The organism is Glycocaulis sp. (assembly GCF_050485565.1).
In the GTDB taxonomy this organism is placed as follows: domain Bacteria; phylum Pseudomonadota; class Alphaproteobacteria; order Caulobacterales; family Maricaulaceae; genus Glycocaulis.
The window spans coordinates 111,421-138,018 of record NZ_JBJHBQ010000009.1 but is presented as its reverse complement, the minus strand read 5'-3'; the positions used below and the strand labels follow the sequence as shown (position 1 = coordinate 138,018).

General features: G+C 62.7%; 26 protein-coding genes and 1 tRNA gene. 8 read left to right on the top strand and 19 right to left on the bottom strand.

The features are described 5' to 3' along the window. Positions 1-312 precede the first annotated feature (312 nt). Positions 313-2,016 carry a cation:proton antiporter gene (locus ACQ5ID_RS11505; RefSeq protein ID WP_429912582.1) on the top strand — a complete coding sequence of 568 codons (1,704 nt, stop codon included), beginning with the start codon at positions 313-315 and terminating at the stop codon, positions 2,014-2,016. Here the strand turns inward: ACQ5ID_RS11505 and ACQ5ID_RS11500 are convergent. After that, the gene (locus tag ACQ5ID_RS11500; RefSeq protein WP_429912581.1) at positions 1,974-2,480 is read right to left on the bottom strand and encodes an Lrp/AsnC family transcriptional regulator; all 507 of its coding nucleotides are present in this window, start codon (positions 2,478-2,480) and stop codon (positions 1,974-1,976) included. The genes ACQ5ID_RS11505 and ACQ5ID_RS11500 overlap by 43 nt on opposite strands. Positions 2,481-2,676: 196 nt before the next feature. Between ACQ5ID_RS11500 and ald the strand changes: the two genes are divergently transcribed. Next, on the top strand, positions 2,677-3,795 hold the full coding sequence (gene ald, locus ACQ5ID_RS11495; protein WP_429912580.1) for an alanine dehydrogenase: 1,119 nt from the start codon (positions 2,677-2,679) through the stop codon (positions 3,793-3,795). 124 nt (positions 3,796-3,919) lie between these two features. On the opposite strand, the gene ACQ5ID_RS11490 is transcribed toward ald, so the two are convergent. The 7 genes from ACQ5ID_RS11490 to ACQ5ID_RS11460 form a co-directional block, all read right to left on the bottom strand. Next, entirely contained in the window at positions 3,920-4,879 is a 960-nt protein-coding gene (locus ACQ5ID_RS11490; RefSeq protein ID WP_429912579.1) for an NAD(P)H-dependent flavin oxidoreductase, read from the bottom strand. 83 nt (positions 4,880-4,962) lie between these two features. Then, entirely contained in the window at positions 4,963-5,778 is an 816-nt protein-coding gene (locus tag ACQ5ID_RS11485) for a sulfurtransferase (protein WP_429912578.1), read from the bottom strand. A gap of 17 nt (positions 5,779-5,795) precedes the next feature. Beyond that, on the bottom strand, positions 5,796-6,197 hold the full coding sequence (locus tag ACQ5ID_RS11480; RefSeq protein ID WP_429912577.1) for a hypothetical protein: 402 nt from the start codon (positions 6,195-6,197) through the stop codon (positions 5,796-5,798). A 21-nt stretch (positions 6,198-6,218) separates the two neighbouring features. Next, positions 6,219-9,797 (bottom strand): PAS domain S-box protein, encoded by a 3,579-nt coding sequence (locus ACQ5ID_RS11475; RefSeq protein WP_429912576.1) that lies wholly within the window; start codon positions 9,795-9,797, stop codon positions 6,219-6,221. Between the two features lie 562 nt (positions 9,798-10,359). Next, positions 10,360-10,448, bottom strand: a tRNA-Leu gene (locus tag ACQ5ID_RS11470). 20 nt (positions 10,449-10,468) lie between these two features. Next, positions 10,469-11,092 (bottom strand): ATP-dependent Clp protease proteolytic subunit, encoded by a 624-nt coding sequence (locus ACQ5ID_RS11465; protein ID WP_429912589.1) that lies wholly within the window; start codon positions 11,090-11,092, stop codon positions 10,469-10,471. A gap of 91 nt (positions 11,093-11,183) precedes the next feature. Next, positions 11,184-11,936: a competence/damage-inducible protein A gene (locus tag ACQ5ID_RS11460; RefSeq protein ID WP_429912575.1), complete on the bottom strand. Its 753-nt coding sequence runs from the start codon at positions 11,934-11,936 to the stop codon at positions 11,184-11,186. A 108-nt stretch (positions 11,937-12,044) separates the two neighbouring features. Between ACQ5ID_RS11460 and ACQ5ID_RS11455 the strand changes: the two genes are divergently transcribed. Continuing rightward, on the top strand, positions 12,045-12,554 hold the full coding sequence (locus ACQ5ID_RS11455; RefSeq protein WP_429912574.1) for an acyl-CoA thioesterase: 510 nt from the start codon (positions 12,045-12,047) through the stop codon (positions 12,552-12,554). Here the strand turns inward: ACQ5ID_RS11455 and ACQ5ID_RS11450 are convergent. Further along, the gene (locus tag ACQ5ID_RS11450; RefSeq protein ID WP_429912573.1) at positions 12,551-13,447 is read right to left on the bottom strand and encodes a macrolide 2'-phosphotransferase; all 897 of its coding nucleotides are present in this window, start codon (positions 13,445-13,447) and stop codon (positions 12,551-12,553) included. The genes ACQ5ID_RS11455 and ACQ5ID_RS11450 overlap by 4 nt on opposite strands. Before the next feature lie 161 nt (positions 13,448-13,608). On the opposite strand from ACQ5ID_RS11450, the gene ACQ5ID_RS11445 reads away from it, so the two are divergent. From ACQ5ID_RS11445 to radC, 4 genes are all read left to right on the top strand, one after another. Continuing rightward, positions 13,609-15,222, top strand: a complete 1,614-nt coding sequence (locus tag ACQ5ID_RS11445) for a M28 family metallopeptidase (RefSeq protein ID WP_429912572.1) — start codon at positions 13,609-13,611, stop codon at positions 15,220-15,222. Between the two features lie 184 nt (positions 15,223-15,406). Further along, positions 15,407-16,387, top strand: a complete 981-nt coding sequence (locus ACQ5ID_RS11440) for a hypothetical protein (protein WP_429912571.1) — start codon at positions 15,407-15,409, stop codon at positions 16,385-16,387. Positions 16,388-16,499: 112 nt separating this feature from the next. After that, positions 16,500-17,309, top strand: coding sequence for a type I methionyl aminopeptidase (gene map, locus ACQ5ID_RS11435; RefSeq protein WP_429912588.1), 810 nt, complete (start codon positions 16,500-16,502; stop codon positions 17,307-17,309). Positions 17,310-17,315: 6 nt separating this feature from the next. Further along, positions 17,316-17,999, top strand: coding sequence for a RadC family protein (gene radC / locus ACQ5ID_RS11430; RefSeq protein ID WP_429912570.1), 684 nt, complete (start codon positions 17,316-17,318; stop codon positions 17,997-17,999). A 123-nt stretch (positions 18,000-18,122) separates the two neighbouring features. Here the strand turns inward: radC and ACQ5ID_RS11425 are convergent, their stop codons facing one another. Further along, the gene (locus ACQ5ID_RS11425; RefSeq protein ID WP_429912569.1) at positions 18,123-18,605 is read right to left on the bottom strand and encodes a peroxiredoxin; all 483 of its coding nucleotides are present in this window, start codon (positions 18,603-18,605) and stop codon (positions 18,123-18,125) included. A 143-nt stretch (positions 18,606-18,748) separates the two neighbouring features. Between ACQ5ID_RS11425 and ACQ5ID_RS11420 the strand changes: the two genes are divergently transcribed. Continuing rightward, on the top strand, positions 18,749-19,330 hold the full coding sequence (locus ACQ5ID_RS11420; RefSeq protein ID WP_429912568.1) for a YqgE/AlgH family protein: 582 nt from the start codon (positions 18,749-18,751) through the stop codon (positions 19,328-19,330). On the opposite strand, the gene ACQ5ID_RS11415 is transcribed toward ACQ5ID_RS11420, so the two are convergent. From ACQ5ID_RS11415 to ctaD, 9 genes are all read right to left on the bottom strand, one after another. Further along, on the bottom strand, positions 19,316-20,473 hold the full coding sequence (locus ACQ5ID_RS11415) for an EAL domain-containing protein (protein WP_429912567.1): 1,158 nt from the start codon (positions 20,471-20,473) through the stop codon (positions 19,316-19,318). The genes ACQ5ID_RS11420 and ACQ5ID_RS11415 overlap by 15 nt on opposite strands. Beyond that, positions 20,470-21,048, bottom strand: a complete 579-nt coding sequence (locus ACQ5ID_RS11410; protein ID WP_371393970.1) for a GNAT family N-acetyltransferase — start codon at positions 21,046-21,048, stop codon at positions 20,470-20,472. Before ACQ5ID_RS11410 ends, ACQ5ID_RS11415 begins: the two co-directional genes overlap by 4 nt. Positions 21,049-21,089: 41 nt before the next feature. Then, positions 21,090-21,788, bottom strand: a complete 699-nt coding sequence (locus tag ACQ5ID_RS11405) for an SURF1 family protein (RefSeq protein ID WP_429912566.1) — start codon at positions 21,786-21,788, stop codon at positions 21,090-21,092. Positions 21,789-21,814: 26 nt separating this feature from the next. Continuing rightward, a complete protein-coding gene (locus tag ACQ5ID_RS11400) occupies positions 21,815-22,183 on the bottom strand; it encodes a DUF983 domain-containing protein (RefSeq protein ID WP_429912565.1) in 369 nt (122 codons plus the stop codon). 7 nt (positions 22,184-22,190) lie between these two features. Beyond that, positions 22,191-23,069 (bottom strand): cytochrome c oxidase subunit 3, encoded by an 879-nt coding sequence (locus tag ACQ5ID_RS11395; RefSeq protein ID WP_429912564.1) that lies wholly within the window; start codon positions 23,067-23,069, stop codon positions 22,191-22,193. Between the two features lie 115 nt (positions 23,070-23,184). Further along, positions 23,185-23,769, bottom strand: coding sequence for a cytochrome c oxidase assembly protein (locus ACQ5ID_RS11390; RefSeq protein ID WP_429912563.1), 585 nt, complete (start codon positions 23,767-23,769; stop codon positions 23,185-23,187). Between the two features lie 7 nt (positions 23,770-23,776). Continuing rightward, positions 23,777-23,941, bottom strand: a complete 165-nt coding sequence (locus ACQ5ID_RS11385) for a hypothetical protein (RefSeq protein ID WP_429912562.1) — start codon at positions 23,939-23,941, stop codon at positions 23,777-23,779. 6 nt (positions 23,942-23,947) lie between these two features. Continuing rightward, on the bottom strand, positions 23,948-24,934 hold the full coding sequence (locus ACQ5ID_RS11380; protein ID WP_429912587.1) for a heme o synthase: 987 nt from the start codon (positions 24,932-24,934) through the stop codon (positions 23,948-23,950). A gap of 29 nt (positions 24,935-24,963) precedes the next feature. Then, positions 24,964-26,583 carry a cytochrome c oxidase subunit I gene (ctaD, locus tag ACQ5ID_RS11375; protein WP_429912561.1) on the bottom strand — a complete coding sequence of 540 codons (1,620 nt, stop codon included), beginning with the start codon at positions 26,581-26,583 and terminating at the stop codon, positions 24,964-24,966. Positions 26,584-26,598: the final 15 nt, after the last annotated feature.

Here is a 26,598-nt window from a genome sequence, read left to right as displayed (position 1 = left end):
AGCTGCTCAAGGCTGGTATAGCGTTCTTCGGTCATGGCGGGGATGTAGCGCCTGACTGCGCGATTGGCGAGAGGCAGGTCCGCCTTATTCAGTGGAGGTGTGCACCGAATCCCGGTCCAGCTCATCACGCTCTGCCGCCCTGCGCCGTGCGCTAGTCTTCGCAACATACGGCCAAACAATGCGGATCAGCCCGGCCAACAGCAGACCGCCGGCAGCAATATTTATGGCAAGCAATAACTCCATACGCATATACTAGCATATCCTCTCTTCCCACACTCCCAACCCAACACTCCAACGGCGGGCGCAGAAATCATGAGCGAAGTGGAAGCCATCCTGCCGGCGGTGAAACTGCTGGGCGTCGGTATTGCCGCCATCATGCTGGCGCGGCTCTTGAAAACCTCGCCCATCGTCACCTTCATCGCGGCCGGGTTGCTGATCGGCCCGTTCGGCCTCGGAATGATCGAGGAGAACGGCACGACGCGCCTGCTGGCGCAGCTCGGCGTTGTCTTCCTGCTGTTTGATATCGGGCTGGGCTTCTCACTGAAGACCGTGCGCGAAAGCAAGAGCGATCTGATCGGCCTTGCGCCCCTGCAGATGATCTTGTGCACGGCCGGTTTCGGCCTTGTCGGCTGGATGGCCGGCATGGACTGGCTGCTGGCTTTGCTGATCGGGGCAGCAGCAGGCATTTCAGCAACGGCGGTTGTGACGCAGACGCTTGCCGAGCGTGGCATTGCCACCTGCCCGCTGGGCCGTTCTGCGACCGCCGTTCTGGTGTTTCAGGACATTGCAGGCATTTTCCTTCTGGTCATCGCCGTCGCCCTGTCCGAAGGCGGGGGCGGAGATCTAGGTGCCATTCTGGGCATGTCGGCGCTCAAAGCGCTGCTGGCGGTGGCCGCCGCCCTGCTCGCCGGACGCTTCGTGATCGGGCCGCTCTTCCGCCTGCTGTCCAAGACCCGCAATGACGAGATATTCACCGCTGCCGCCCTGTTTCTGGTGCTGGCAACGGCGGCGGCCACCGGCGCGCTGGAGCTCTCCCTGACGCTGGGTGCCTTCCTGGCCGGCATGATTATCGCCGACACTCCGTTCAAGACCGTGATCCGTACCGAAGCCAGACCGTTCGGCGCGCTATTGCTGGGCTTCTTCTTCATCACGGTCGGCATGGCGCTGGACTGGCGCATGATGGTGGCGCAGGCCCACTGGATCGTCGCGGCGCTCGCCGTGCTGTTCGTGCTGAAAACCGCGCTCACCTGGGCCGCCGCCATTATCAATAGATGGAGCCTTGCGGGCGGCGCGCAGCTCGGCTTTTCGCTGGCGCAGGGGTCCGAGTTCGGTCTGGTAATACTGGCCCTGCCGGGCATTGCGGCGGCGTTGGGCGCGGAGCTGACAGGCATTCTGGTCGCGGCGAGCGCGCTGTCACTCGCGCTGACCCCGGCCTGGGCATCGCTGGGGCTCAAGATCGCCCGGCGTATTGCCGATGCCACCGCCAGCCGCAAACCGGTCAGCGCGCCCGAAGAGATGAATTGCCCCGTCCTCATCTACGCCATGACACCGTCGGGGCGGATGGCCTACAGCGCCCTGACGCGTTTTGGCATCCCCGTGATCGCCGTGGAGAACGACCCGGACCGGTTTCTGGCTGCGATTACCGATGGCTATGCGGTGACCTTCGGCGATCCTTCCGATACGCGGCTACTGAAAGCCATCGACGTTACCGAGGCGCGTGCGCTCGCGGTCTGCCAGCCACGCTATGAGATCTCTGCGGAGATCACGCCCTATATCCGCGAGAACTTCCCCGAGCTGGAACGCTTCGTGGCGGTCGCCGACGAAGCTGACCAGCGCCGCCACCAGGCGCTCGGCATACACGCCATCCTCAACCGCAGCCAGCCTGAAGGGCTCGACTTCGCATTGGCGCTGCTGCGCTATGCGGAAGTGCCCGAAAGCGACATTCACGAATGGATGCAGGAGGTGATCGAGGCTTACACCCCCGACCCGGCTTTCCGGGTAGCCGAGCCGGCCTGACCGCCAGCCAGCGGCAGGGCCGTGCGGGTAAACACCTTGCGCATGGCGATATTGGAGATGAGGCGCGCCACCCCCGGCAGGCCGGACAGCCGCTCGCGGTGCACGCGCTCATAATCGCGCGCATCATTCACCATCAGGCGTAAGAGATAATCTTCCGCGCCGGTGGTGAGGTAGCAGTCCATCACCTCCTCCACCTTCTCCACCGCCGTCTCGAAAGCCTGCATCGTCTCGCGGCGCTGATTCTCCAGCGTGACCAGCACCAGCACGGTAAGGCCCCGCCCCACCGCATCCGCATTCAGCAGGGCGGCATATCCGGTCACGACGCCGCGCGCCTCCAGCGCCCGGACACGCCGGTGACAGGCAGAAGGCGACAGCCCCACCCGCTCTGCCAGCTCCGCATTGGTCAGACGCCCCTCTGCCTGCAGAAGGGTCAGCAGGGCGCGATCAGTATCATCAAGGTTCATGGCCAATTTCTCGAAGAGTTTGCGATTCCCGGCCCGCCCGGCACACCCAATATGGCAGTATTACCCGATTTAATCCATTAATCCGCAATATTATTGCATAATTGCCATCCAGATTGCAGATACCTGCCGTTTCCGGTAGCTTCACCGCAACTTCAGGGACACACCTGACAGTCAGAAAACACCGGGAGAGACCCTCATGCGCGTTGGCGTACCCAGAGAGATCAAGGTTCACGAATACCGCGTCGGCCTGACGCCTGCAGGCGCCGCAGAGCTGGTGCAGGCTGGCCATGAAGTGTTTGTCGAGACCAAAGCCGGTGACGGTGTTGGCTTTGCCGACAGCGCCTACGAGGCGGTTGGCGCGAAAATCCTTCCCGACGCGGACGCCGTGTTCAAGACGGGCGAGCTGATCGTGAAGGTGAAAGAGCCGCAAGCCATCGAGTATGCGCGCCTGACGCCGGAGCACACGCTTTTCACCTATCTCCACCTCGCGCCCGATCCTGAACAGACCAAGGGGCTGATGGACTCAGGCTGTATCGCCATCGCCTATGAAACAGTGACCGACAATGAAGGCCGCCTGCCGCTTCTGAAGCCCATGTCGGAAGTCGCGGGCCGCATGTCGATCCAGGTCGGCGCAACGGCGCTGGAAAAATCCCATGGCGGGCGCGGCATGCTGCTCGGCGGTGTGCCGGGCGTACAGCCTGCCAAAGTCGTCATTCTCGGCGGCGGTGTCTCCGGCACCCACGCAGCCGAAATGGCCGTGGGTATGCGCGCGGACGTGACGATCTTCGACCGTTCGATTCGGCGCCTGGCTGAGCTCGACACCCAGTTCCAGGGCCGCGCCAAAACGGCCTTCTCCACGGCGGCTGCCGTTGAGGAAGCCATTATCGGCGCAGATCTGGTGATCGGTGCGGTGCTGATCCCCGGCGCGGCAGCACCCAAGCTCGTCACCCGCGAGATGCTGAAGAAAATGAAGGATGGCGCGGTGCTGGTCGATATCGCCATCGATCAGGGCGGCTGTTTTGAAACCTCAAAGCCCACCACCCACCAGAGCCCGACCTTCATCGTCGACGGCGTGGTCCATTACTGCGTCGCCAACATGCCGGGCGCGGTGGCGCGCACCTCAACCATCGCGCTCACCAACGCCACCCTGCCCTTTACGCTGGCCATCGCCAACAAGGGCGCGAAGAAGGCGATGAATGACGATCCGCACCTGGCACGCGGGCTGAACGTGGCCGAAGGCCATGTCACCTATGAGCCGGTCGCCCGCGATCTCGGCCACAAATATGTGAAGCCCGACTGGCTGAAGAGCATCTAGAGTTCCTCCACCGCTGAAATCCCGGCCAAGCGCAGCGCAGAGCCGGGACCTTACGCAGAATAACTCTGAGGCAGGCCCCGGATACGCCTTCGGTGTTCCGGGGTTTCAGTGAAGGGAAGGCCCCTCAGCAAACCCGCTTTTTCGCAGCCTCGTACTGGGCCTTGAGCAGGTCCACATACTCTGCCGTCGAGCGCACCTTGTCGACCGAGCCAATCCCCTGACCCGAACCCCAGATATCCTTCCACGCCTTGGCGGCCGAATTACTGCCCGAACCGAAATTCATCTTCGAAGGGTCGCTTTCAGGCAGGTTGTCCGGATCAAGACCGGCATCGGTGATGGATTTTTTCAGATAGTTGCCATGCACGCCGGTGAAGAGGTTGGTGTAGACGATATCGTCCGCCCGCCCCTCCACAATGCCCTGCTTGTAGCTCTCACTTGCGCGCGCCTCTGCCGTCGCGATGAAGGCTGAGCCGATATAGGCATAGTCCGCGCCCATGGCCTGCGCCGCCAGCACGCCGGCACCGGTGGAAATGGCCCCGGAGACCAGAAGCGGGCCATCGAAAAACTCACGGATTTCGGCGATCAGCGCGAAGGGCGAGAGCGTGCCGGCATGGCCGCCTGCGCCTGCGCACACCGCAATGAGACCGTCCGCGCCCTTTTCCAGCGCCTTGCGGGCAAAGCGCACATTGATGATGTCGTGCAGCGTCTTGCCGCCCCAGGAATGGACGGCCTGGTTGAGCTCCTCACGCGCACCCAGCGAGGTGATGACGAGCGGCACCTTGTATTTCGCGCAGGTTTCCATGTCCGCTTCCAGCCGCTCGTTTGAGCGGTGGACGATCTGGTTCACGGCAAAGGGCGCAGCCGGTTTGTCCGGATTGGCGCGGTTATAGCTGTCCAGCTCTGACGTGATCTGATCCAGCCATTCATCGAGCTGGCTCTGCGGGCGGGCATTGAGCGCCGGGAAGGACCCCACCACCCCTGCCTTGCACTGGGCGATGACCAGATCAGGATGGGAAATGATGAAAAGCGGCGCGCCAATGACAGGCACGCTGAGGCGCCCTTCGAGAATGTCCAGTCCGGCCATCTGGCCCTCCCCTTGAAACATGTATGCTGCACCGCAAGCTAGCGCGGTTTGACGCGGTGTCGAGATGGGGAAGTGAACGCTGTTCAGCTTTTCACAATCGGCAGATCGCCCCGGCCAGCCCATTCGGTCCACGAACCGTCATAAAGCCAGACATCGCCGAAGCCTGCCGCCGTGAAACCGGCATGGAGAATGGCGGCGGTCACACCGGACCCGCACGTGCAGATAATGCGCTTGTGGCGGTCCTGCGCCGGCAACACAGCCGCCAGCGCCTCGCCCTGCAGAAACCGCCCCTCTGCGTCCAGCAGGCGGCCAGAGGGCAGGTTTACGGCGCCCGGCATGTGACCTGATTGCAGCCCGGCGCGCGGCTCCGGGTCCGTGCCGGCAAAGCGCCCCGGCGGGCGGGCATCGACGATCAGCGCATCGCCTGCTTCAATGTGGTGGAGCACGTCGTTCCAGCGCATCGCATCATCATTGATGAGGTGCAAGTCCGGCCCCGCCCCGGTGGAGGCAGGGTCCGGCGCAGGCCCGGTCTCCACCGCCCCGCCTGCGGCACTCCAGGCGGCAAACCCGCCATCAAGGATCAGGGGCGAGAGGCCGAACCGGCGCAGCGTCCACCAGACGCGCGGCGCGGCAAAGCCCGCGTTCTGATCGTAGATGATAAGCGTCTGACCAGGTTGAAGGGCGTGTGCCGCGAACCAGCGCGAGAGCGTGGCGCTGCCCGGTGCCATATGGGGCAGAGGGCTGGTCAGGTCCGCTACCGCATCAATGTCAAAAAAGAGAGCGCCTGCAATGCGGGTTTGCGCAAAGGCATCGCGCCCGGTTCTGCCGCTGGCCGGCATGAACCAGCTCGCATCAATGAACACCGCCTGTTCGCGGGCCATGGCCTCTTGCGCGGACACGAGCATGGCCTGTTGCATCACTGGGGCAGGTGTTTGCCGATAAGCCCGCGCAGATCTTCCGGCGTCATCAGGTCCAGCTTGGCAAACGGCCCGGCCACGTTGGGGTAGGCCGAGAGGTCCACCCGCTCGAAAGTATGGGCCGTGATCAGGATGATGGCGGCCTTGGGAGCCGCCGGCACGACCAGTGGCAGGGTTTCGTCAAACCTGGAATAGGGCGGCAGGCGTCGATCCAGGAATACGAGCTGGAAACTCGCATTCCGGCTGCCATCCAGAAACTCGCTGACCGTCCCGAAGCTCGAAATCTCGACCGCCTCAAATACCTCGTCCATGAGGATGGAGAGAATCTCGGTTTCCACCGGATCGTCATCGATAATGGCTACGCTCAGCTCGCCGCTTGATGTCTGTGATGCATGATCCATTCAACATCCCTTCAGAGGCTGTCAGCCTGCAATCCGCTTGCCCACCAGTTTCGACAATGCGCTGGCCAGCGCGGCGAGATCAACAGGTTTGGCAAGATAATCGTTAGCGCCTGCTTGCAGACATTCCTCCCGGTCCTGGGGAGCAGCATGCGCCGTCAGCGCCAGTATGGGTACATGACGGCGGCGCGAGGTGCTGGCCCGGATCGCGCGGATCGCATCCAGCCCCGACATGACGGGCATGGAGACATCCATGATGATCAGCGAAAAATCTTCCGCCAACGCGCGCTCCACCGCCTCACGTCCATTGGTAACGCAGACCGGGCGGGCCAGGCCCAGCTCATCAAGAAACATCTCCAGCGTCTCGCGGTTGGTCGCGTTGTCCTCCGCCACCAGAATACGGTCCATGTCCTTTGGCAGGCTGACGACATTGGTCGCCTCTTCCCCGCCTGCCACCCCGGCCCTGGTGGTCACCAGCGGCAGATGAACAGCAAAGCGCGAGCCCTCACCGGGCCGGGAATGCAGGGTAATATGCCCGCCCATCAGGCTGGCAAACTCCTTGCTCAGCGCCAGGCCGAGCCCCGTACCCTCATGCCGGCGGGCATAGGAGGCGTCCACCTGCCGGAAGCGGTCAAAAATATGCTCCGCCTGCTGCGGGCTGATCCCGGGCCCGGTATCGGTCACCTCGAAACGGATGGTTTGCGCGTCCGGGCAATCCACGTTCAGCCAGACCGATCCGGCCTCGGTGAACTTTACCGCATTGCCCAGCAGGTTGATCAGAACCTGGGCCAGGCGCCGCCGGTCGGCAGTAATGTGTCCGGGAACCGCTTCATCAATGGCGAGGTCGAGCGCCAGCGCCTTGTTCTGTGCCGTACCCCTGACCGAGGACAGGGCCTGTTCACACAAGGCGTCGACCTCAACCGCCTCCGGTTCGATGGTCATCAGGCCGGCCTCGATCTTGGACAGGTCCAGAATGTCGTTGATGATCGACAACAGCGCCTTGCCAGAGGTCTGCACCGTCTCGATCATCCGCGTCTGGCGGGCATCAAGATCCGTACGGGCCAGCAATTGCGACATCCCCAGCACGCCGTTGAGCGGGGTGCGGATTTCATGGCTCATATTGGCCAGAAACTCCGACTTCAGCCGGTTGGCCTCTTCTGCCTCGTCGCGCGCGATCCGGAGCGCTTCCTCGTCACGTTTGCGCTCGGTAATGTCGCGCTGCACGCCCAGCCAGTGCGTGTGACGCCCTTCCGTATCGGTGATCGGCACCGCGGCGACATCCATCCAGCGCCCGTCGCCGGACCTGGTGTAGTGCACAATCTCGGTTCGCACCGGCACCATGGCCCTGAACGCTGAAAATATCTCCTCTAGTGTCTCCCGGTCTGTGAGGGGACCACGCAATATGCTGGTTGACTGGCCAACCACCTCGTCGCGGGTATACCCGAACACCCGCTCGAACGCGTCATTGACATAAACTATTCTGGGCCCTTCATCTGTGACCTTGCTGTCGGCGATAATCACCACATCATTGGCGCGTGCGACCGCCTTCTCCAGAAGATAGAGCTGCTCCTGCGCCTCCCGCTCTTCGGTGATGTCCTGAAAGTACACGGCCAGACCGTCCGGGCCGGGATGCACCCTCACCCGGAACCAGACACCGAGTTCATCATACCAGAAAGATAAATTCGCGCTTTCGCCCGTATCCATCGCCTGCTGGTAGTAGGGCTCCAGCGCTTCACGTGCGCCGGGGAATACATCCCAGACATGCTTGCCCAGCAGGTCCTGGCGCGGCGTGCGCAGCGCCCGCTCCGCCTCCTTGTTGACGAAGGAAAAACACATCCCCTCATCAAGCAGGTAGAAGGCATCGCTCATCGTGTTGAGTGTGTTCTGCAGGCGCTCGGCCAGCTCCGCGCTTTCAAGGCGGGCCGACACCAGTTCGGAGATGTCCTGGAATGCGCCGCGTACCGCGATCACCTCCCCAGCAGCATTGCGTTCAGCTTCACCGATCGAGCGGCACCAGACCCGCCTTCCCTTCGCGCTGATGATGACCAGCATCTCGTCGAAGGCTTGCCCGGTATTGATGCAGTGCTCATAAACCTCACGCAGCCGGTCAACGCTTTCCGGTGCGTAGAAGCCGATAGCATCCTCCACCGGCAGTTCCCGCGTGCCGGGCATGTCGTGGATGTCGGCCACTTCTTCAGACCACTCGGCGACGCCGCGCCCCAGATCCACCCGCCAGGCGCCAAAACGGGCCGATTTGCCAGCCAGACGCAGCAAATGGTCTGCTTCGCTCAGCCGCGCATCGGTTTCCAGCTGGCCGGTAATGTCCTGAACAAACCCGGTGGTCGCCTCGCCCTCCGGGGTTATGGCACGTTCGGCGACACCGCGAACCGTAATCACGCGGCCATCAGGGCGCACGATGCGGTGCCAGAACTCGCCGCTGCGTTCACCGGACTCGATGAAATCGGCAAACCAGCTTTCCATTCTTGTGCGGTCATCGGGGTGAACCAGGCTGACATAGAGATCATAGTCGGGCTCACACGTCTCCGGATCCAGCCCGTACATCCGGAACGTACTGTCTGACCATTCCAGCTTTTGGGTCTGCAGATCGAACCGCCACTGGCCCAGAGCCAGCAGGCGCTCGACCGTGCGGATGCTGGCCTCGCGCTCGTTCAGCCGCAGCGTCGCTTCGCGCAGCTCGCGTGAATGCACCATCAGGTCGAGCTCAAGCGGCCGCTCCGCCAGCTCGGCAGCCAGTTCGGCCGTATCACGGCCCTGACTGGCAATCAGCCCCGTAACGTCCTCAGACCGGCAGATCACGTACTGCGTGCGGCCATCGGGGCCTTTGACGGCGGAGAACACTGACAGCCACCAGCGTTCCTCAAACCCGCCGCCCTCCTCCTCTGGCCGCTCGACCGGAAAGCGCACCAGCGGCAGAGCCTCCGACAGCCCGCTTTCCTTCACCCTTTCGAGAACAGCGGTGACGGCAGAAACACCATTGGCGTCAGGGTCATCAGGATCATCGGGGAAAACGTCAAAAAGCGGCTTGCCCATAATGTCGGCCCGGCGGCGCATTGTGGCTTCCAGATAGGCGTCGCTGATCGCCACAATGGTGTAGCCCTCAGGCTCCAGCACCAGCAGCATGCCCGGCGCGGCTTCGAACAGGGACTGGAAGTGATAGGCTGCGGCCTCGGCACGGCTGCGAAGGGTTTCCTCGCGCTTGAGCGCCTGATCTCGCTCCTTCTCGAAGCGCACCAGCTCCGTCATGTCACGGGCTACGACCAGCTCGCAGGCCTTGCCCTCATATTCCATCGTGTGGGAGGTGATCTCCACATGGATGAATTCGCCTGATTTGAGCCGGTGCTGCCAGATTCCGGCGCGATCAAGGCCGGCGGTAACGGCGGCGACGTTGGATTCCAGCCTGTCCAGCTCGTCCTCGGGATGAAGGTCGTCCAGACGCAGCGTCGTCAGATCCTCATCCGTATAGCCATAGCGGATCTGGAAGGTCTGGTTGACCACCAGAATACGGCGCGTTGCCAGCTCGTATATGAGCATGGGGTCGGGGTGATTCTGAAAGAAGATGTCACGCGTGATATCACCGCTCATGACGGCCCAACCCGTTGAAAAACAGGTAAGGTCCGGTCATTGCAGCCTGGCCGGTCAATGCAGAGTGCACCCATATCCCCGAACATGACGCATAGCGTTATGCGCGCAGGCCGCCAACGCAAGGGATTCCCGGCGATATCCTTACCTTTCAGGCAAACTTTTTCGCCGCTGCGGTGTGAGCCCGTGCAGGCAGTGGAACCCGGGGGCCATCCTTACAAGCTGCGGAACGCCCCATGGGTCTCCCGTCGGGGCGGGAGACCCCGGAGGAGAGGTCAACTGCAAATCTGGCAGAACTATCCAAACCGCATGACAACCGGGATCTCCCGCATCGACGGGAGACCCAGCTTTTCTTGATGCTCAGCCCGTTCGGGCTTGCGGCGCGAAGCGCCGAAAAGGGCGACCGCGCGTGGTTTCTAGCTCCGCAACGCATCCGCGTTGCGGTATTCCGCGAAAAGTCGCGGGCGGCCTTCGGCCTCTTGGCGCGCAGCGCCCAAAAGCGCGACCGCGCGCCCGGCCTCGTGGCCGGAACCGACCCTGCGGATGCAGGGGAGAACAGGAAAAATGGTGCGGGCGGCCGGAATCGAACCGGCACGGAGGTTGCCCTCCAACGGATTTTAAGTCCGGTGCGTCTACCAGTTCCGCCACGCCCGCTAATGTGCGCCTGACACGCCCTAGCGCTTGATCTCGTCCTGACGCGTCACGATTTTGTGGCACAGCCCGTACTCGATGGCGTCTTTCGCCGTCAGCCAGAAATCGCGGTCGGTATCCTTCTCTATGCGCTCCAGCGTCTGGCCGGTGGCTTCGGCGAAGATGCGGTTCAGCCGGTCGCGCATCATGCGCATCTCGCGCACCTGGATCTCGATATCGCTGGCCGCACCGCCTGCGCCGCCAGACGGCTGGTGGATCAGAAAGCGCGTATTGGGCAGGCAGTAGCGATCCTGCTTCTCGGCACCGACAAAGATCAGCGCGCCCGCAGACGCCACCCAGCCCGACCCCAGCACGATCACACGCGGTTTGATGAACTTCATCGTGTCATGGATCATGTCGCCAGACTCGACATGCCCGCCGGGCGAGGAAATCACCACCAGGATCGGATCATCGCTCTTGGCCGCCAGCGCGAAAAGCTGCGCGCAGACCGAGCGGGCCACCTTGTCGCTGATACCGCCGGTAATGAGGATGGTGCGGCTTTCAAAGAGGGCCTTGCCGACAAAGTCCTCCCCCGCCGGGGCGGCGTCCTTTTCAGGACCGTCCTCATCATCATTGCGGATCGGGTGAGCGCGGAAGCCGTCAGCCATCATCGGGAAATATCCTGTCTCGCGGAAATGCGTCATGTGTTGCACGTCAAGTTAGGCATGCCCGCCAGACGGAGCAAGCGGCGAGTGCCGGTCAGGGCTGTGCAGGCAGCTGTGATCTGAGTGTCTGCTCTGCCCGCGCTAGCGCCGCAGCGTCTGACGAACGCAGCACCACGGCCACACCGCGCGAAAGTCCACCACCTGCCAGCTCCTCAAACCACGGGTAGGAACCGATGGAAACGGCAGGGAAGCTGAGTGCCGCCTGCCCCAGCATTTCGGCGATATCGCCCTCGCGCACGCCTTCCAGGCGGATACTGACCGATTGTGTGACCGCCCCGCCCTGCAGCCGGTGCGCGATGTCCTCCAGCATGCCACGGCAGATTTTCGGCACACCCGCCAGCACGAATACGTTCTCGATCTGAAAGCCCGGCGCGCCGGTAACGGGGTTGGCGATCAGTTCTGCGCCATCGGGAATGCGCGCCATGCGCAGGCGGGCCGGCGTCAGCTCAGTGCCGGAGTTCGCATACCAGGTGTTGAGAATCTCCAGCGCATCGGCGCGTACATCGATCGGGCACCCGAAAGCGGCAGCGACCGCATCGGCGGTGATATCATCATGCGTCGGGCCGATACCGCCAGTCGTGAACACATAGTCCCAGCGGGTCCGCAGCGCGTTCAGCGCCTCCACGATGTCATCTTGTACATCGCTGACCACACGCGCCTCGCCCAGCGTGATGCCAAGCGGACTGAGGAATTCGGCAATCTGGCGGACATTCACGTCCTGCGTGCGCCCGGAGAGGACTTCATCGCCAATCACCAGCACGGCCGCCTTGACGGGTCGTTCACTCATTTGCGCTCATCCTTTTTGCCATGGTGCGCGTTGACGTCATCATGGGCCATGACATATCGCCAACAGCACGGCGCTGACACGCCGCGTTGGCACAAAGCAGGAGTTAGCATGCCGATAGCGCCTACCGATAGCGGCTGGGACCTGCCCTTCCCCTTCGTGCGCAACCGGCGCGTGGACGAGGCCGAGATTGATGATTTCGGTCACGCCAACAACTCGGCCTATCTGCGCTGGGCCGACGAGACCTCCTGGGCGCACTGGGAGGCTGATGGCCTGACCCGGCAGGGTTGCCGCGACGCAGACCGCGGCATGGCCGTCATACGCACTCTGGCAGACTATTCAGGCCATTGCCGGGCCGGCGACGTGCTCACCTGCGCGGTATGGATCGCACTTAGTGATGGCCGCCTGCGCGCCGAGCGCTGGTACCAGTTCCGCAATCGCGACACCGGCGAGACGGTATTCCGGGCACGCACCTGGCTGGTATGCTTCCAGCTCTCCACCGGCAAACCGGCGCGCATGACACGCGATTTTGCCCGGCACTATCATGTGCCTGACCCCGATCTCTCCGATGCGGTGCGCGCCGCCCATGAGCGCTCATCCCTGTGGGTGCTCCAGGACTAGTCTGGCGACGACAACTGCGCCTGCGCTGCCTCGACATGCGCAGGGTCGCCGGTCGTCAGCGCATATTTGGCATATTCCACAGCGTGAAATCCGTTGAGCTGGCGGCAATGGTCCACAAAGCGGGGCCACAAGCGTCCTCCAGCGGCCTCATAACCGGCCATCAGCTCAGGCAGCGCATCTTCTCCAAATGCCCGGATATGACCGGCAAAATCGAGAGCCGGGTCGTCGACGCGCGCTTCGGTCCAGTCGATAATCCCGGTCGCCGTACCATCCGGCCTTACCAGAACATGGCCCGCATAGAGATCACCGTGAACCGGCACACATCGCGGGGGCCAATAGCTGTCATCGCTGATCCATGCCTGCCAGCGGGCAAGCCGGGCGGCTGGCACCTCAAATTGCCCGGCAACCCGTTTGATGTCCTGTTGCAGCCTCTGCCGGGCCGTGTCGGGCGAATGGACCGGCAAGCCCACCTCGCCTGCCGTAGAGGGGATGACCGCGTGCAGAGCAGCAATCGCCGCGCCCAGCGTTTTTGCGTAAGCCGGTGACTGGCGGTCGAAATTCCACGTAACCTCGTGGGTCTCCGGGTCAAAAGTCAGTCCGGGCTCCCCGTCCAGCAGCGGGTATGCGATCAGCGTCGCATCAAACACCTGCCAGTCTGGAACCTTCACCGGCAGAAAAGGGGCAAACAGGCGCAATGCACGCGCCTCCAGCTGCGCCTTGCTCGCGGCATCGGGCCGCCGGGGTATCCGCAATACCCATGCGCGTCCCTCGGCGTCGGCCGCAAAGACCACCTGAAAATCAAGGCCCGTCTCGTTGAAACGCAATGAATCCGGGTCAATTGAAAGACCGACAGACAGCGCCAGACGGACAATGCTGTCATTGGCCGAACTCATCACCAAACCTCCTTTTGCCCCGCTCTAATGCATATTCACGCACGGCAAACATGAAACTTCGGCAAGGTTATGCGCGGGGCGATTGAGCCGGACCAGCCAACTCTTTACCCCACACATGAGAAGAACGCGCCACGCGCGTGATCTGAGGGGAGATTCTTGAGATGAGCCGTTTTCTGATCGCTGTAACTGCAAGCGCCGCACTTCTCCTGTCCGCCTGCGCGACGACTGGCTCTGCGCCGCAAGCGAGCACCGAACCTGGCGATGTCATCACCGCAGGGGCAATCGAGGCGCATATCCGCTTCCTCGCCGACGACCTGCTGGAAGGGCGCGATACCGGGACGCGTGGCTATGACATTGCCGCCGCTTACGTCGAAAGCCATTTCCGCCTGCTGGGCCTGGAGCCGGGTGCATCAGACGGCAGTTATCACGAGCCGGTGCCATTGCAGAACATGATGGCCGACCCCGCGCGGGCACGCCTGGCCATCAATGGTGAAGCGCTGGAACACGGGACCGACTTCATCATCAGCGCCCACACCGTCCGCGATGAAAGCAGCATTGGCGCCGATGCGGTGTTCGCTGGCTACGGCATCGTGGCTCCGGGGCTGGGGCTGGATAGCTATGACGGGCTGGACGTGGAAGGACGCATCGTCGTGCTACTCGCCGGCGCGCCCGGTGATCTGCCCAGCGATGTGGCCGCCCACCTGTCCAACAACCGCACCAAGGCCGAGTTTGCCGCAGCACGCGGCGCCAGCGGCGTCATTGTCATCATGGCAGACGGGCTGACGCGTTTCCCCTTCTCACGGCTTGCCGCCATGGCCGCCAATCCGCGCCCTGCCATGACGGTTGCGGCCGCAGCCTCACCGGCCTCCATCGAGGTCAGTGCGGTGGTGGGCACGGCGAGCGCCGAGCGTCTGTTTGAAGGGTCAGGCCGGGATTTCAGCCAGATTGTGGACGCCGCCCTTGCCGGTGAAGAGCTGGAAAGCTTTGCGCTCAACACGCATATCGAAATGGCGCAAGCCACCACCCGCGAACCGGTCGTCAGCGCGAACGTGATCGGCGTGCTGCCGGGATCGGACCCGGCGCTGTCGGCAGAGACTGTCGTGGTCACGGCCCATCTCGACCATATCGGCATCTGCCAGCCAATGGCCGAAAACGCCATCTGCAACGGCGCGCTGGACAATGCGTCCGGCACGGCCGCCATGCTGGAATCCGCACGCGCACTGGTTCAGGGGCCGCGCCCGGCCCGCACGGTCGTGTTCATCGCCCTGACGGCTGAGGAAAAGGGCCTGCTGGGGTCGGCGCATGTGGCCGCCAACCCCACACCGGCCATGGGCCGGATGGTGGCCAATATCAATCTGGACATGCCGGTCATGCTCTACGAGTTCAGTGATGTGATCGCGTTTGGCGCCGAGCACTCCACGCTCGGCCCGGTCACGGCGCAGGCCGTGGCGCGCGCGGGCGTATCGCTCTCGCCCGATCCGATCCCCGAGCAATCGCTCTTCGTGCGCTCCGACCACTATAATTTCGTGCGTGAAGGCGTGCCGTCCATCTTCCTGATGACCGGCTTCTCCTCACCTGATCCGGAAGACGATGAGGGCGCGGCCTTCCTGCGCTTCCTGGGCGGTAACTACCACGCGCCGGGCGATGACCTGTCGCAGCCCTTGCGCTTCGATCAGGGCGCGAAGTTTGCGTTGATAAATTACGAAATCATCAGCGCCGTCGCCAATACCAGCGAAACACCGCGCTGGAACGATGACAGCTTTTTCATGCAGTAACATATTGATATAACTGTTATATTTCTATCCGGCCCTCTGAATTTCGGATCAGAGGGCCGGTTTTTATTGAGCCGTGTTCATCCTGCGTGCAGACTCGCTCTGCTCTTATCAGAAGCCTTTGGGGGTCAGGCGCGCTGGGATTGATCGGGCGGGACCTGACATAAGCAAGTCAGGAGACTGGGATATGAAATACGCCTTCGCCGCCGCCATTTCGCTCGGCCTTGCCACCAGCATGGCCGCCGCACAGGACTTCACGCTGTCACCAAGCTATGGCGATACATCGCTACGGGCCGGGTTCATGCCGGACCCCTACACGGTCGACCTGCAATCGGGCGGACCTGTCCGCGCCAACACTCTGAGTGACACCGGCTCAGGCAATGCCGACAGGGACCGGCGTTGCCGTGGTTATATCGCCGATGCGCCAGATTTCTCCCTGCAGTTCAGCTCTGGCAGCGGCGCGCTTCCCCTTCGCATCGGTGCCGCTTCCGGCTCTGATACGACCCTCGTCATCAACGGGCCGGACGGCAGCTGGTATTGCGACGACGATAGCGGCAACGGCCTGAATCCGCTCGTCCAGTTCAACAACCCGTCCAGCGGGCGCTATGACATCTGGGTTGGCACGTTCGGCAGCGCCTCGCTGGCCGATGCCCGGCTGTTTATCTCCGAGCTCGGCAGTGTGACCGCCAGCTCGGTCGGCTATGGCAGCGGTGGCGGCAGCAGCGCGTCCGGACCCGACTGGCGCCTCAATCCAAGCTACGAAACGGTGAACCTGCGCGGCGGCTTCGTACCCGACCCCTATACGGTTGATCTGCAGTCGGGCGGACCGAACCGTGTACGCGACACTATCAGTGATACAGGGTCTGGCGACGCCCGCAGGGACAATCGTTGCTCCGGCCATATCGCCGACGCCCCCGATGTCCGCCTGAATTTCACACCGGGCTCGCTGCCGCTCATCATTTCAGTGGCGTCCAGCTCGGACACCACGCTGGTCATCAACGCGCCCGATGGCAGGTGGTATTGCGATGATGACAGCGGGCAGGGCACCAATCCGTCCATTCGCTGGGACCGCCCGCAGTCGGGCCAGTACGATATCTGGGTCGGGACCTGGGCCAGCACATCCCTACGCGATGCCGTGCTCCACATCTCCGAGCTCTACAGCGAGTAGCTCTCAGAGCCATTGCCAGACTTTTACCGCCCGGAGCGTTTCCCAACGCTCCGGGCGGCGCTATATGAGGGGGTGAACAGACAACCGGGAAGTGTACGTGACCGATACAGACATGATTGACGATGTGGAACTGATCCGCGACGGACAAATCCGCCAGCACGGCCCTGAAGCGTTCGCGGGCATGCGGAAGGCTGGCCAGCTGGCAGCGGCAACGCTCGACCTGCTGGTCGACTTCGTGAAACCCGGCGTGACCACGCAAGCGATCGACGACATCGTGCGGCGCAATTTCATTGCCAATGGCGCGGTGCCGGCCACCCTTTTCTACAAGGGGTATTCAAAGTCCTCGTGCACCTCGCTCAACCATGTGGTCTGCCATGGCATTCCGAACGACAAACCGCTCAAAGACGGTGATATCCTCAATATCGACGTGACCTGCATCGTCGATGGCTGGCATGGCGATACCAGCCGCATGTTCACCGTCGGCGAGGTGCGCCGCAAGGCAGAGCGCCTGATCGAGGTGACCTATGAGGCGCTGATGCGCGGCATTGGCGAGGTCAAGCCCGGCAATACGTTTGGCGATATCGGCGCGGCCATCCAGGAATATGCCGAGAGCCAGCGCTGCAGCGTGGTACGCGATTTTTGCGGACACGGTATCGGCCAGCTCTTCCACGATGCGCCCAACGTGCTGCATTTCGGCGACCGGGGTACGGGCGAGGTTCTCAAGCCCGGCATGATCTTCACCATCGAGCCAATGCTCAATGATGGCAAACCGCACGTGAAAATCCTCGCCGATGGCTGGACCGCCGTGACCCGCGACAAATCCCTGTCCGCCCAGTTCGAGCACTCCGTGGGCGTGACGGCAGATGGCGTGGAGATATTCACAAGCTCGCCTGCCGGCTATCACTGCCCGCCGTGGAAATAAGCCCGGATGGAGGCGGACAAGCCCCATTATCACGGTCATCGCGACCGCCTGCGCGCACGCTTCGCTGAAACGGGCGGCAAGGGGCTGGCAGACTATGAAATCCTTGAGCTTGTCCTGTTCCGGGCCATTCCGCAGCGCGATGTCAAACCGCTGGCCAAAGACCTGCTCGCCCGGTTTGGCGATATCGGGCGGGTATGCGCGGCCCGCCCTGACCAGCTGACCGAGATCAAGGGAATCTCGGAAAAGGTCGCGCTGGAGCTGAACCTGTTTCAGGAAGTTGCGACGCGCATCGCGCGCGAGCAGGTGACGGGCAGGGCCGTCATATCCTCATGGTCTGCCCTGCTCGATTATGTGCGCACGGCTCTGCAGAACGTCTCTACCGAAGAGTTCCGGGTGCTGTTTCTGGACAAGAAAAATCGCCTGCTGGCCGACGAATTTCAGGCGCGCGGCACGGTGGACCATGCGCCGGTCTATCCGCGCGAGATCATCAAGCGGGCCATAGCCCTTGATGCCAGCGCGCTCATCCTTGTGCACAACCATCCCAGCGGCGACCCGACGCCCTCTCACGCCGATATCGAGATGACCCGGCAGGTGATCGAGATCGGCAAGCCGCTATCAATCGTGGTGCATGACCACCTCGTCGTCGGACGCGATCATGTGGCCAGCTTCAAGCAATTGGGGCTGATGTAGGCAACAGCCCTCGTCCTTCGAGACGGCTTCTAACGAAGCCTCCTCAGGATGAGGGCTGGAGGTTGCGCTTTTCCCTCATCCTTTCGGACGCGGTGGCGCTCGAAGGACGAGGGAAAGAACGCTCTAAAGCTTTTCGAGTAGGTAATCCGCGCTGGAGACCTTGAAGTCGCCCGGCTCTTCCACGAACAGGTCCGACACCACGCCATCCTTGATAATCATGGCGTAGCGCTGCGAACGCGTGCCCATGCCGAATTTGGAGCCGTCCATGGTCAGGCCGACGGCCTTGGCAAAGTCGCCATTGCCGTCCGCCAGCATCAGAACGCCTTCACCGGCATTCTGGTCCTTGCCCCAGGCGCTCATCACGAACACATCGTTGACCGAGGTGCAGGCGATCGTATCAACGCCCTTGGCCTTGAGCTGGCTGGCCTTTTCGACAAAGCCCGGCAGGTGCTTGGCCGAACAGGTGGGCGTGTAGGCGCCGGGCACGGCAAACAGGGCCACGGTCTTGCCCTGGCAGAGATCCTGTGTGGTCACAGGAGCGGGGCCATCGGCGCCCATGGTCATGAAAGTGGCGTCGGGAAGGCGGTCACCGGGCTTGATGGTCATAGGATGCGCTCCTGCAGGGTTGATTGAGGGCAATAAGCCTTGTGCGCTAGCTAGTGCGCTGCGCCGCCTGCTGCAAGGCCGCGAACCGGGTTCCTGGCGGGATTGTCTGGACAAGACCCCCGTTTTGGCCTGATGCTTTGTTCATGGCATCCCATCGCCCCCTCTTTGATGGCCCGTATCTGAAGGGCAAGATCCTGATCGCCAGCCCGCTGATCGGGGACCCCCGCTTTGACCGCTCGGTCGTGTTCATGTGCGCCCATGGCGACGATCAGGCCATGGGCATCATCGTCAACAAGCCGATGCGCCTGCGCCTGCCCACCCTGTTCGAGCAGCTGGGCGTGAAGAGCGAGATCGAGGTTGCAGACCGGGCCGTGCTCGATGGCGGGCCGGTGGACCGTGATCGCGGCTTCGTGCTGCATTCCGATGATTTCGAGCATGAACCGGCCACGCTGAAGATCAGCGACGGCCTCGCCCTGACGGCCACCAATGACGTGCTTGAGGCCATGGCGTCACCCTCGCCGCCACGCCGCTCCACGCTGGCATTGGGCTATGCCGGCTGGGAGGCCGGGCAGCTGGAAGACGAGATTTCGGCCAATGCCTGGCTGGTCGCCGAAGCCGATGAGGATCTGGTGTTTGGCGACAGCCACGAGGAAAAATGGGCCATGGCGCTGCGCAAGATGGGTGTGAACCCGGAGCATCTCACCGGGGCGTCAGGCCACGCCTGACCGCCTGATCGGGCGCGGAGCGGCAAACCTGCCGGCTACGCCCTGACTGACCGCCAGCCCTGCCGCCTGCGGGTCCAGCGCGCCGGCATAGTGAAAGCCTTGCGCAAAATCACAGCCCATCTCGGCGACCAGATCGGCCATCTCCGCTGTTTCCACGCCCTCGGCAATGATCGTCATGCCCAGATTGCGCGCCAGCTTCACCACTGATGCGGTGATCGCGCGCGCCGAGGCGTCCGCAATCATGGAGCGCACGAAATACTGGTCGATCTTGATGACATCGAAGGGAAACCGGTCGAGCCGGGAGAGCGAGGAATACCCGGTGCCAAAATCATCCAGCACCAGCTTCACGCCGGACGCCTTTACCGCATGGAGAATCTCTGCGGCTTGGTCGGGATCGCGCATGATCTCGGTCTCGGTGATCTCCAGCCGGTAGCGCCCACGCGGCACTTTTGCCTGTTCCAGCGCGCCCGTGAGCGTGTCCACAAACCCGTCCGAGAGCAGCTCGCCGACGCTGGCATTGGCCGATACGTAAACATCCGGCGCAGCCTGCGCACCGGCAAACCAGCGCGCCAGATTGTCCGCGGCGCTGCCACGCACCTGATCGCCCACCTGCCCCATCAGACCCAGCCGGTCGGCCAGGAAGAGAAAATCATCAGGACCCATCACGCCCAGCCCCGGCCGGTGCCAGCGCGCCAGCGCCTCGAACCCGGCCAGATACTCGCCGTCCAGAGCGATGATCGGCTGGAAGTGGGCGATAATCTCCTTGCTCTCCAGCCCCGCAGTGAGTGCCGCTTCGGCATCAAGCGTGGACAGCGTGGTGCCGGGGCCGGTGCCCGCAGGCAGGAGAAGCGCCGTCACGCCATCGCCCTGCCGCACGCCCAGCAGACGGACATAGCGCACTGCCTCACCCGGCGGAGCCAGACGCAGACGCAGATCGACCTGCCCCTCCGCCTGACCGGCCAGAGTTTTGCGGTCAGACGGGGCCACACAGTCCAGAAAATCGCCAACACCGTCGCACGTCAGGCCAAACGCCTCGGCGGCACCCGAAATACTGGCCTTGCCGGACGCAAGATCAAGCTGGATCGCGAGCGCACCGGCTGCCTCGGCGGCCTTGGACAGCATGCCCTCGCCGCCCGCGCTCACCGCAGCAAATCCCCGCGCACAATGGCGAATTTGAGATGGTCGCGCCATTCGCCATTGATCTTGAGATATTTGCGGGCATAGCCCTCCGGGCTGAAGCCTACGCTCATCAATAATGAGCGCGATGCCTCGTTCTCTGGGCGCGTTGCCGCCTCGATCCGGTTCAGGTTGAGCTGGGCAAAGGCGAATGTCACCACACGGCGCACCGCCGCGCGGGCATGGCCCCGGCGCACATAGGGCGAGCCGACCCAGTAGCCGATATCGGCTGCCTGCAGGACGCCCCGGCGCACATTGTTGAGATTGCACGCGCCGACGAGAACACCGTCAGAGGCGCGGAAAATGAAGAAGGGGTAGCCCTGCCCCGCCTCGACATCCTGCTGATAGCGGCGCAGACGGCGCTTGTAGGCGGTGCGCGTCAGCTCATCTTCGCTCCAGGCCGGTTCCCACGGCTCGGTCAGGGCGCGGCTGGCGCTTCTCAGCTTCGCCCACGCCTCATAGTCATCAGGACCGGGATGGCGCAGGCGGATGCCCTCACCCGCCAGCGTTGTCTCAGGAATTTCGTCACGCCACAGCGCCAAGGGAGAGCCTCCAGATCAAAGGGCCGGTCAGACTGGCACACTCACTCTTTCCGCGCGGTGAATGACAGCCGTCCTCTGGCAGCGTGAAACACCAGATAAACCACCAGCAGCGCTATCGCCATGGCAAACCACGTCACCGCATAGGCAAAATGGCGCTCCGGCGGGGTGGAGGTGAGGAAGGCGGGCGGCTCACCGGTATCCTCTGCCAGCCACCACAGGGGTGATATCGCGCCCTCCTGCAGGCCCAGCGCTCCAGCCATGCCCGGCCCGTCAAAAGCGTAGAAGGTGCGCTCGCCTGCATCGGAATCGGGCGTGAACGCACCCGGAGCGAGCGGCGTTTCAATCCGCCAGCGCGATATCATCCTGATGGGCGCAGAGTTCTCCACCAGAGGCTGGAACGCCGCTTCGGCCAGTACAAACGGGGCATCAAGGCATGCCGGCGCATCGACCAGCACGAAGATGCGCCAGCCCGGCCGGTTATCGTCCAGCGAACGGCCATAGACACGGACATTGCCGGCGCGTTCCTCCGGCAGGAAGCCGACGCTGCGCCCCTCAAACGGGTCGTCCACGCACAGCGCCTCGTCAAGATCGCGCGCCGGATTGGCACTGGCTTCCTGCCAGCGTTCCAGCTCAGCCTCCTTCCATGCCATGCGCTGGCTCTGCCATACGCCCAGCGTCAGCAGGAAGGCGAGCGCTGCCAATGTCAGCACGGTGAGGAGTGGCATGGGGCGGAAGTGCATGGGAAGCGGTCCTTCCGGGGGCAGCGTCAGCTATCGTCCTGGTCCAGACGCGCCTCGCGCGCTGAATGGTGCCATTGCAGCGTGAACATGACGCCCCTGAAGGGGCGCAGCAAGGCGACACAAAGCCCCAGCGCCAGAGGCAGCCAGAGCACGACGTGAAGCCAGAGCGGCGGCTCCAGGGCGAGCTCCAGCGCCAGCGCCAGAGGCACGACGATAAAGCCTACGATCAGAATGATAAAAACGGCCGGGCCGTCACCGGCATCTTCGGCCGATATGTCCAGCCCGCAGGACTCGCACGTATCAGCGAATTTCAGGAAGCCGGAAAACAGTCTCCCCTCCCCGCATCGTGGGCAGCGTCCGCTGATCCCTGCGATGACGGGGTGGGGAGTGTTCATAACGCGTCTACTGGAAGATCACGTAGACGAAGGCGAACAGGAACAGCCAGACCACGTCGACGAAGTGCCAATACCAGGCAGCCGCCTCCAGGCCGAAATGCTTCTGTGGTGTGAAGTGTCCGGCCAGCAGTCTGAGCAGGCACACCGCTAGGAAGATTGTTCCGATGATGACGTGCGCGCCGTGGAAGCCGGTCGCCATGAAGAAGGTGGCACCGTAGAGATTGCCGCCAAACTCGAAATGGGCGTGGGTGTACTCATAAGCCTGAACGACCGTGAACAGCGCGCCCAGCGCCACCGTGCACACCAGACCCCATTTGGCGCCATTGCGGTCGCCGTGCTGCAGGGCGTGGTGCGCCCAGGTCACCGTCGTGCCGGACAGCAGCAGGATCAGCGTGTTGATCAATGGCAGGTGGAAGGGGTCGAACGTCTCAACGCCCGGCGGCGGCCAGCTTTCCCAGCCAGAATAGTCGACACCGATGGGGTCACCATCCCAGGACAGGCCCGCGCGCACATCGTGGAAGATGGCGGCTTCGAAGAACATCCAGAACCAGCCGGCAAAGAACATCACCTCGGAGACGATGAACAGGATCATGCCGTAGCGCAGGCCAAGATCGACAACAGGCGTGTGGTCGCCGCGCATCGATTCCTTGATGACGTCGCCCCACCAGCCGATCATCGTGTAGATGATGCCCAGGCTGCCCAGCACGAGCACCCAGGGGGAGCCTTCGCGCAGCAGGAAGTAGGCCCAGCTTTCCTCATTGGTGGAAAGCCCGGCCATGAAAATCACAAGGCCAATAGCCAGGATGAACGCGGCCACAGAGCCGACGAACGGCCACGGGCTCGGATCAACGAGGTGGTAGTCATGTTTGACAGCGCCGCCAGCCATCGGCCTCTCCTGCTCTTCGTTCGGGCGATTTGAGACGCAGCTATAGCCGCCCCCATCCCCCTGATCAATAAGGTGGCGCGCTGGTTTTCAGCCCGCCATGGCAAACTCTCCTGACCTAGCGTCCGGTATTGGCCGGTGCGCGCTCGGCAAGGTTACGGGCCCGCGAATCGCTGGCCTCGAAGAATGTGTATGACAGGGTTACCGTCTGCACGTCATCCATGCGCCGTTCTTCATCCATCAGCGGATCGATAAAGAACACCACCGGCATCTCCATGCTCTCGCCCGGCCCCAGCGTCTGCTCGGTAAAGCAGAAGCATTCCAGCTTGGCAAAATACGGCCCCATCTTGAACGGTGTCACATTGTAGGTGGCGATACCGGTCACAGGCCGGTCGGTGGGGTTGGTGACGCGGTAGAAGGCCAGCGCCGTCTCGCCCACCTGCACGGTCATGTCGCGCTGCAGCGGTTCAAATTCCCACGGAAATCCGCGCGCGCGGCTGGCATCAAAGCGCACGCGCACCGTGCGGTCGAGAATCTGGTCGGGATCATACTGCGCGGTCTGCGTGGTCCCGCCATAGCCCGTCACCCGGCAGAACAGGTCGTAAAGCGGCACCGCCGCATAGCCCATGCCTACCATCCCCAGCGCAAGGCCGAGGCAGATGACGAGGACTTTCACGTTTCCTGACAGTACGGGCAGTTTCATCGGTTGGTCAGCCTCCGGCGGCGATGTTGGCGCTGAGACGCTGCAGCGTCACAAGGAAGATCAGTACTATAAACCCGATCAGGCTCCAGAAGATCGCGACATTGCGACGCTTGCGCGCCTTTTCCTCTTCCGGGGACAGCTTGCGGGGCGCTTCAGGGGTTTCGTCAGTCATCTCACTCTAGCTCCAGAACCGCGCGAAGGCGAAATGAAGTCCAACGCCGTGCTCGGCGATCAGCGCGGCAAACAGCAGCGCCAGATGGGCAATCGAGAAGGCGAAGAGATCGCGTGCAGCGCGGTCTCCGGCGCGCACCTCATATAGCCCGTCCTCGTCTGTACCGGCTTCACCGGCGCGCGAATTGAACACCCGCCAGGACAGGACCAGAAACAGCGCGCCGCCCAGCAGCGCCGCACCGGCATAGATCATCCCGCCAAGCCCCGTGGCAAGGGGCGCAAGGCTGATCGCCACATAGGCAAGCGCGTACGCCAGTATCTGGCGGCGCGTAGATGCTGCGCCCTTCGCCACCGGCATCATCGGGATTTTCGCAGCCGCATAATCGCCAGACTTGTAGAGCGCCAGCGCCCAGGAATGGGGCGGCGTCCACAAAAAGATGATGGCAAACAGGATCACCGAATCAAGGCTGACACTGCCCGTCGCCGCGGCCCAGCCGATCATCGGCGGAAACGCGCCTGCCGCCCCGCCAATGACGATATTCTGCGGTGTCGAGCGCTTCAGCCAGACCGTATAGACCAGCGCATAGAAGAAGATCGAGAAGGCCAGCAGCCCGGCCGCCACATAGTTCGCCGTCAGCGCCATCAGCGTGACCGAGGCCAGCGTGAACACGCCGCCAAACGTATAGGCTTCGGACTTTGGCACGATGCCGCGCACGACCGGGCGCAGGCGCGTACGGCGCATCACCGCGTCAATATCGCTGTCATAGGCCATGTTGAACGCACCGGCCGCCCCTGCCCCCAAGGCCAGCGCCAGCATGGCAATCGCCGCCGATATGATGCTCATCTCCGCCGGCGCGGCCACAAGCCCGGCAAAGCCGGTGAAGACGACAAGCGTCATCACGCGCGGCTTCATCAGCGCGATATAGTCAGCGGGCGAGGCTGCGCTTGCAGCCCCGCCCGTGATGGTTTCAGACGATTTCTCAGTCACAGTAATGTGCCTGACCTCTTTGGCTCAACGCCTGCCTACTTGATTTTCGGCAGCTCGTTGAACTGGTGGAAGGGCGGCGGAGAGGACAGCGTCCACTCCAGCGTGGTCGCGCCTTCGCCCCACGGATTGGCCTCGCCCTTGCGCTGGCGGACGATCGATTCGATCAGCAGCACGAAGAACACGACCATGCCAGCGGCCATGATGAGATAGCCGATTGAGGACACGTAGTTCCAGAAGGCGAACGCGTCCGGGTAATCGACATAGCGGCGTGGCATGCCCTGAAGACCCAGGAAGTGCTGCGGGAAGAAGATCACGTTCGCGCCGATGAAGAACAGCCAGAACTGGGTACGGGCGAGGAAGGAATTGTACTTCACCCCGAAAATCTTCTCATACCAGTAGTAGAAGCCGGCGAAGATCGAGAAGACGGCGCCCAGGCTCAGCACGTAGTGGAAGTGGGCCACCACATAATAGGTGTCGTGCAGCGAGGTGGTCACGCCCGCATTGGCCAGCACCACGCCCGTCACACCGCCAACGGTGAACAGGAAGATGAAGCCGACCGCCCAGAGCATGGGCGTGCGGAAACTGATCGAACCACCCCACATCGTTGCCAGCCAGGAGAAGATCTTGATGCCGGTCGGCACCGCAATGATCATCGTGGCGGCCACGAAATAGGCTTTCAGGTTCACATCCATACCCACCGTGTACATGTGGTGCGCCCACACGATGAAGCCGATAAAGCCGATCGCGACCATGGCGTAAGCCATGCCGAGATAACCGAACACAGGCTTTTTCGAGAAGGTGGCGACGATGTGGGAGATCATGCCGAAGCCCGGCAGGATCAGGATGTACACTTCCGGGTGACCGAAGAACCAGAACAGGTGCTGGAACATGACCGGGTCGCCACCGCCAGCCGGGTCGAAGAAGGTCGTCCCGAAATTACGGTCGGTGATGAGCATGGTCAGTGCAGCGGCCAGAACCGGAACGGCCAGCAGCAGCAGGAACACGGTAACCAGGATCGACCACACGAACAGCGGCATTTTGTGCAGGGTCATGCCCGGCGCGCGCATGTTGAAAATGGTCGTGATGAAGTTCGTCGCGCCCAGGATCGAGCTGATACCGGCAATGTGCAGCGACAATATCACCAGATCGAAAGCTGGCCCGCCATGGCCGGTGGTAGACAAGGGTGGATACATCACCCAGCCGCCGCCAAACCCGTCATCCCCGCCAGCGCCCGGCACGAACATCGAGATGAGCATGAGCGCGAAGGCGAAGGGCAGGAGCCAGAAGGAGATATTGTTCAGGCGCGGGAAGGCCATGTCCGGCGCGCCGATCATCAGCGGCACGAACCAGTTGCCAAAACCGCCAATCATGGCCGGCATCACCATGAAGAAGATCATGATGAGGCCGTGCATGCCCACAATCACATTGTAATTGTGCTCATTACCCCAGAAGCCGTTATTGAAGACCTGAAGACCCGGCTCGGCCAGCTCCCAGCGGATAAGGCCGGACATCGCACCGCCAATGACGCCCGCGAAAATCGCGAACACCAGGTACATGGTGCCGATATCCTTGTGGTTGGTCGAATACACCCACCGCTTCCAGTCCCAGATGCTGGGGGTGTGATCGTCGTGATGTTCAGCAGCTTGAGCCGACATGATGATCTTCTCCGG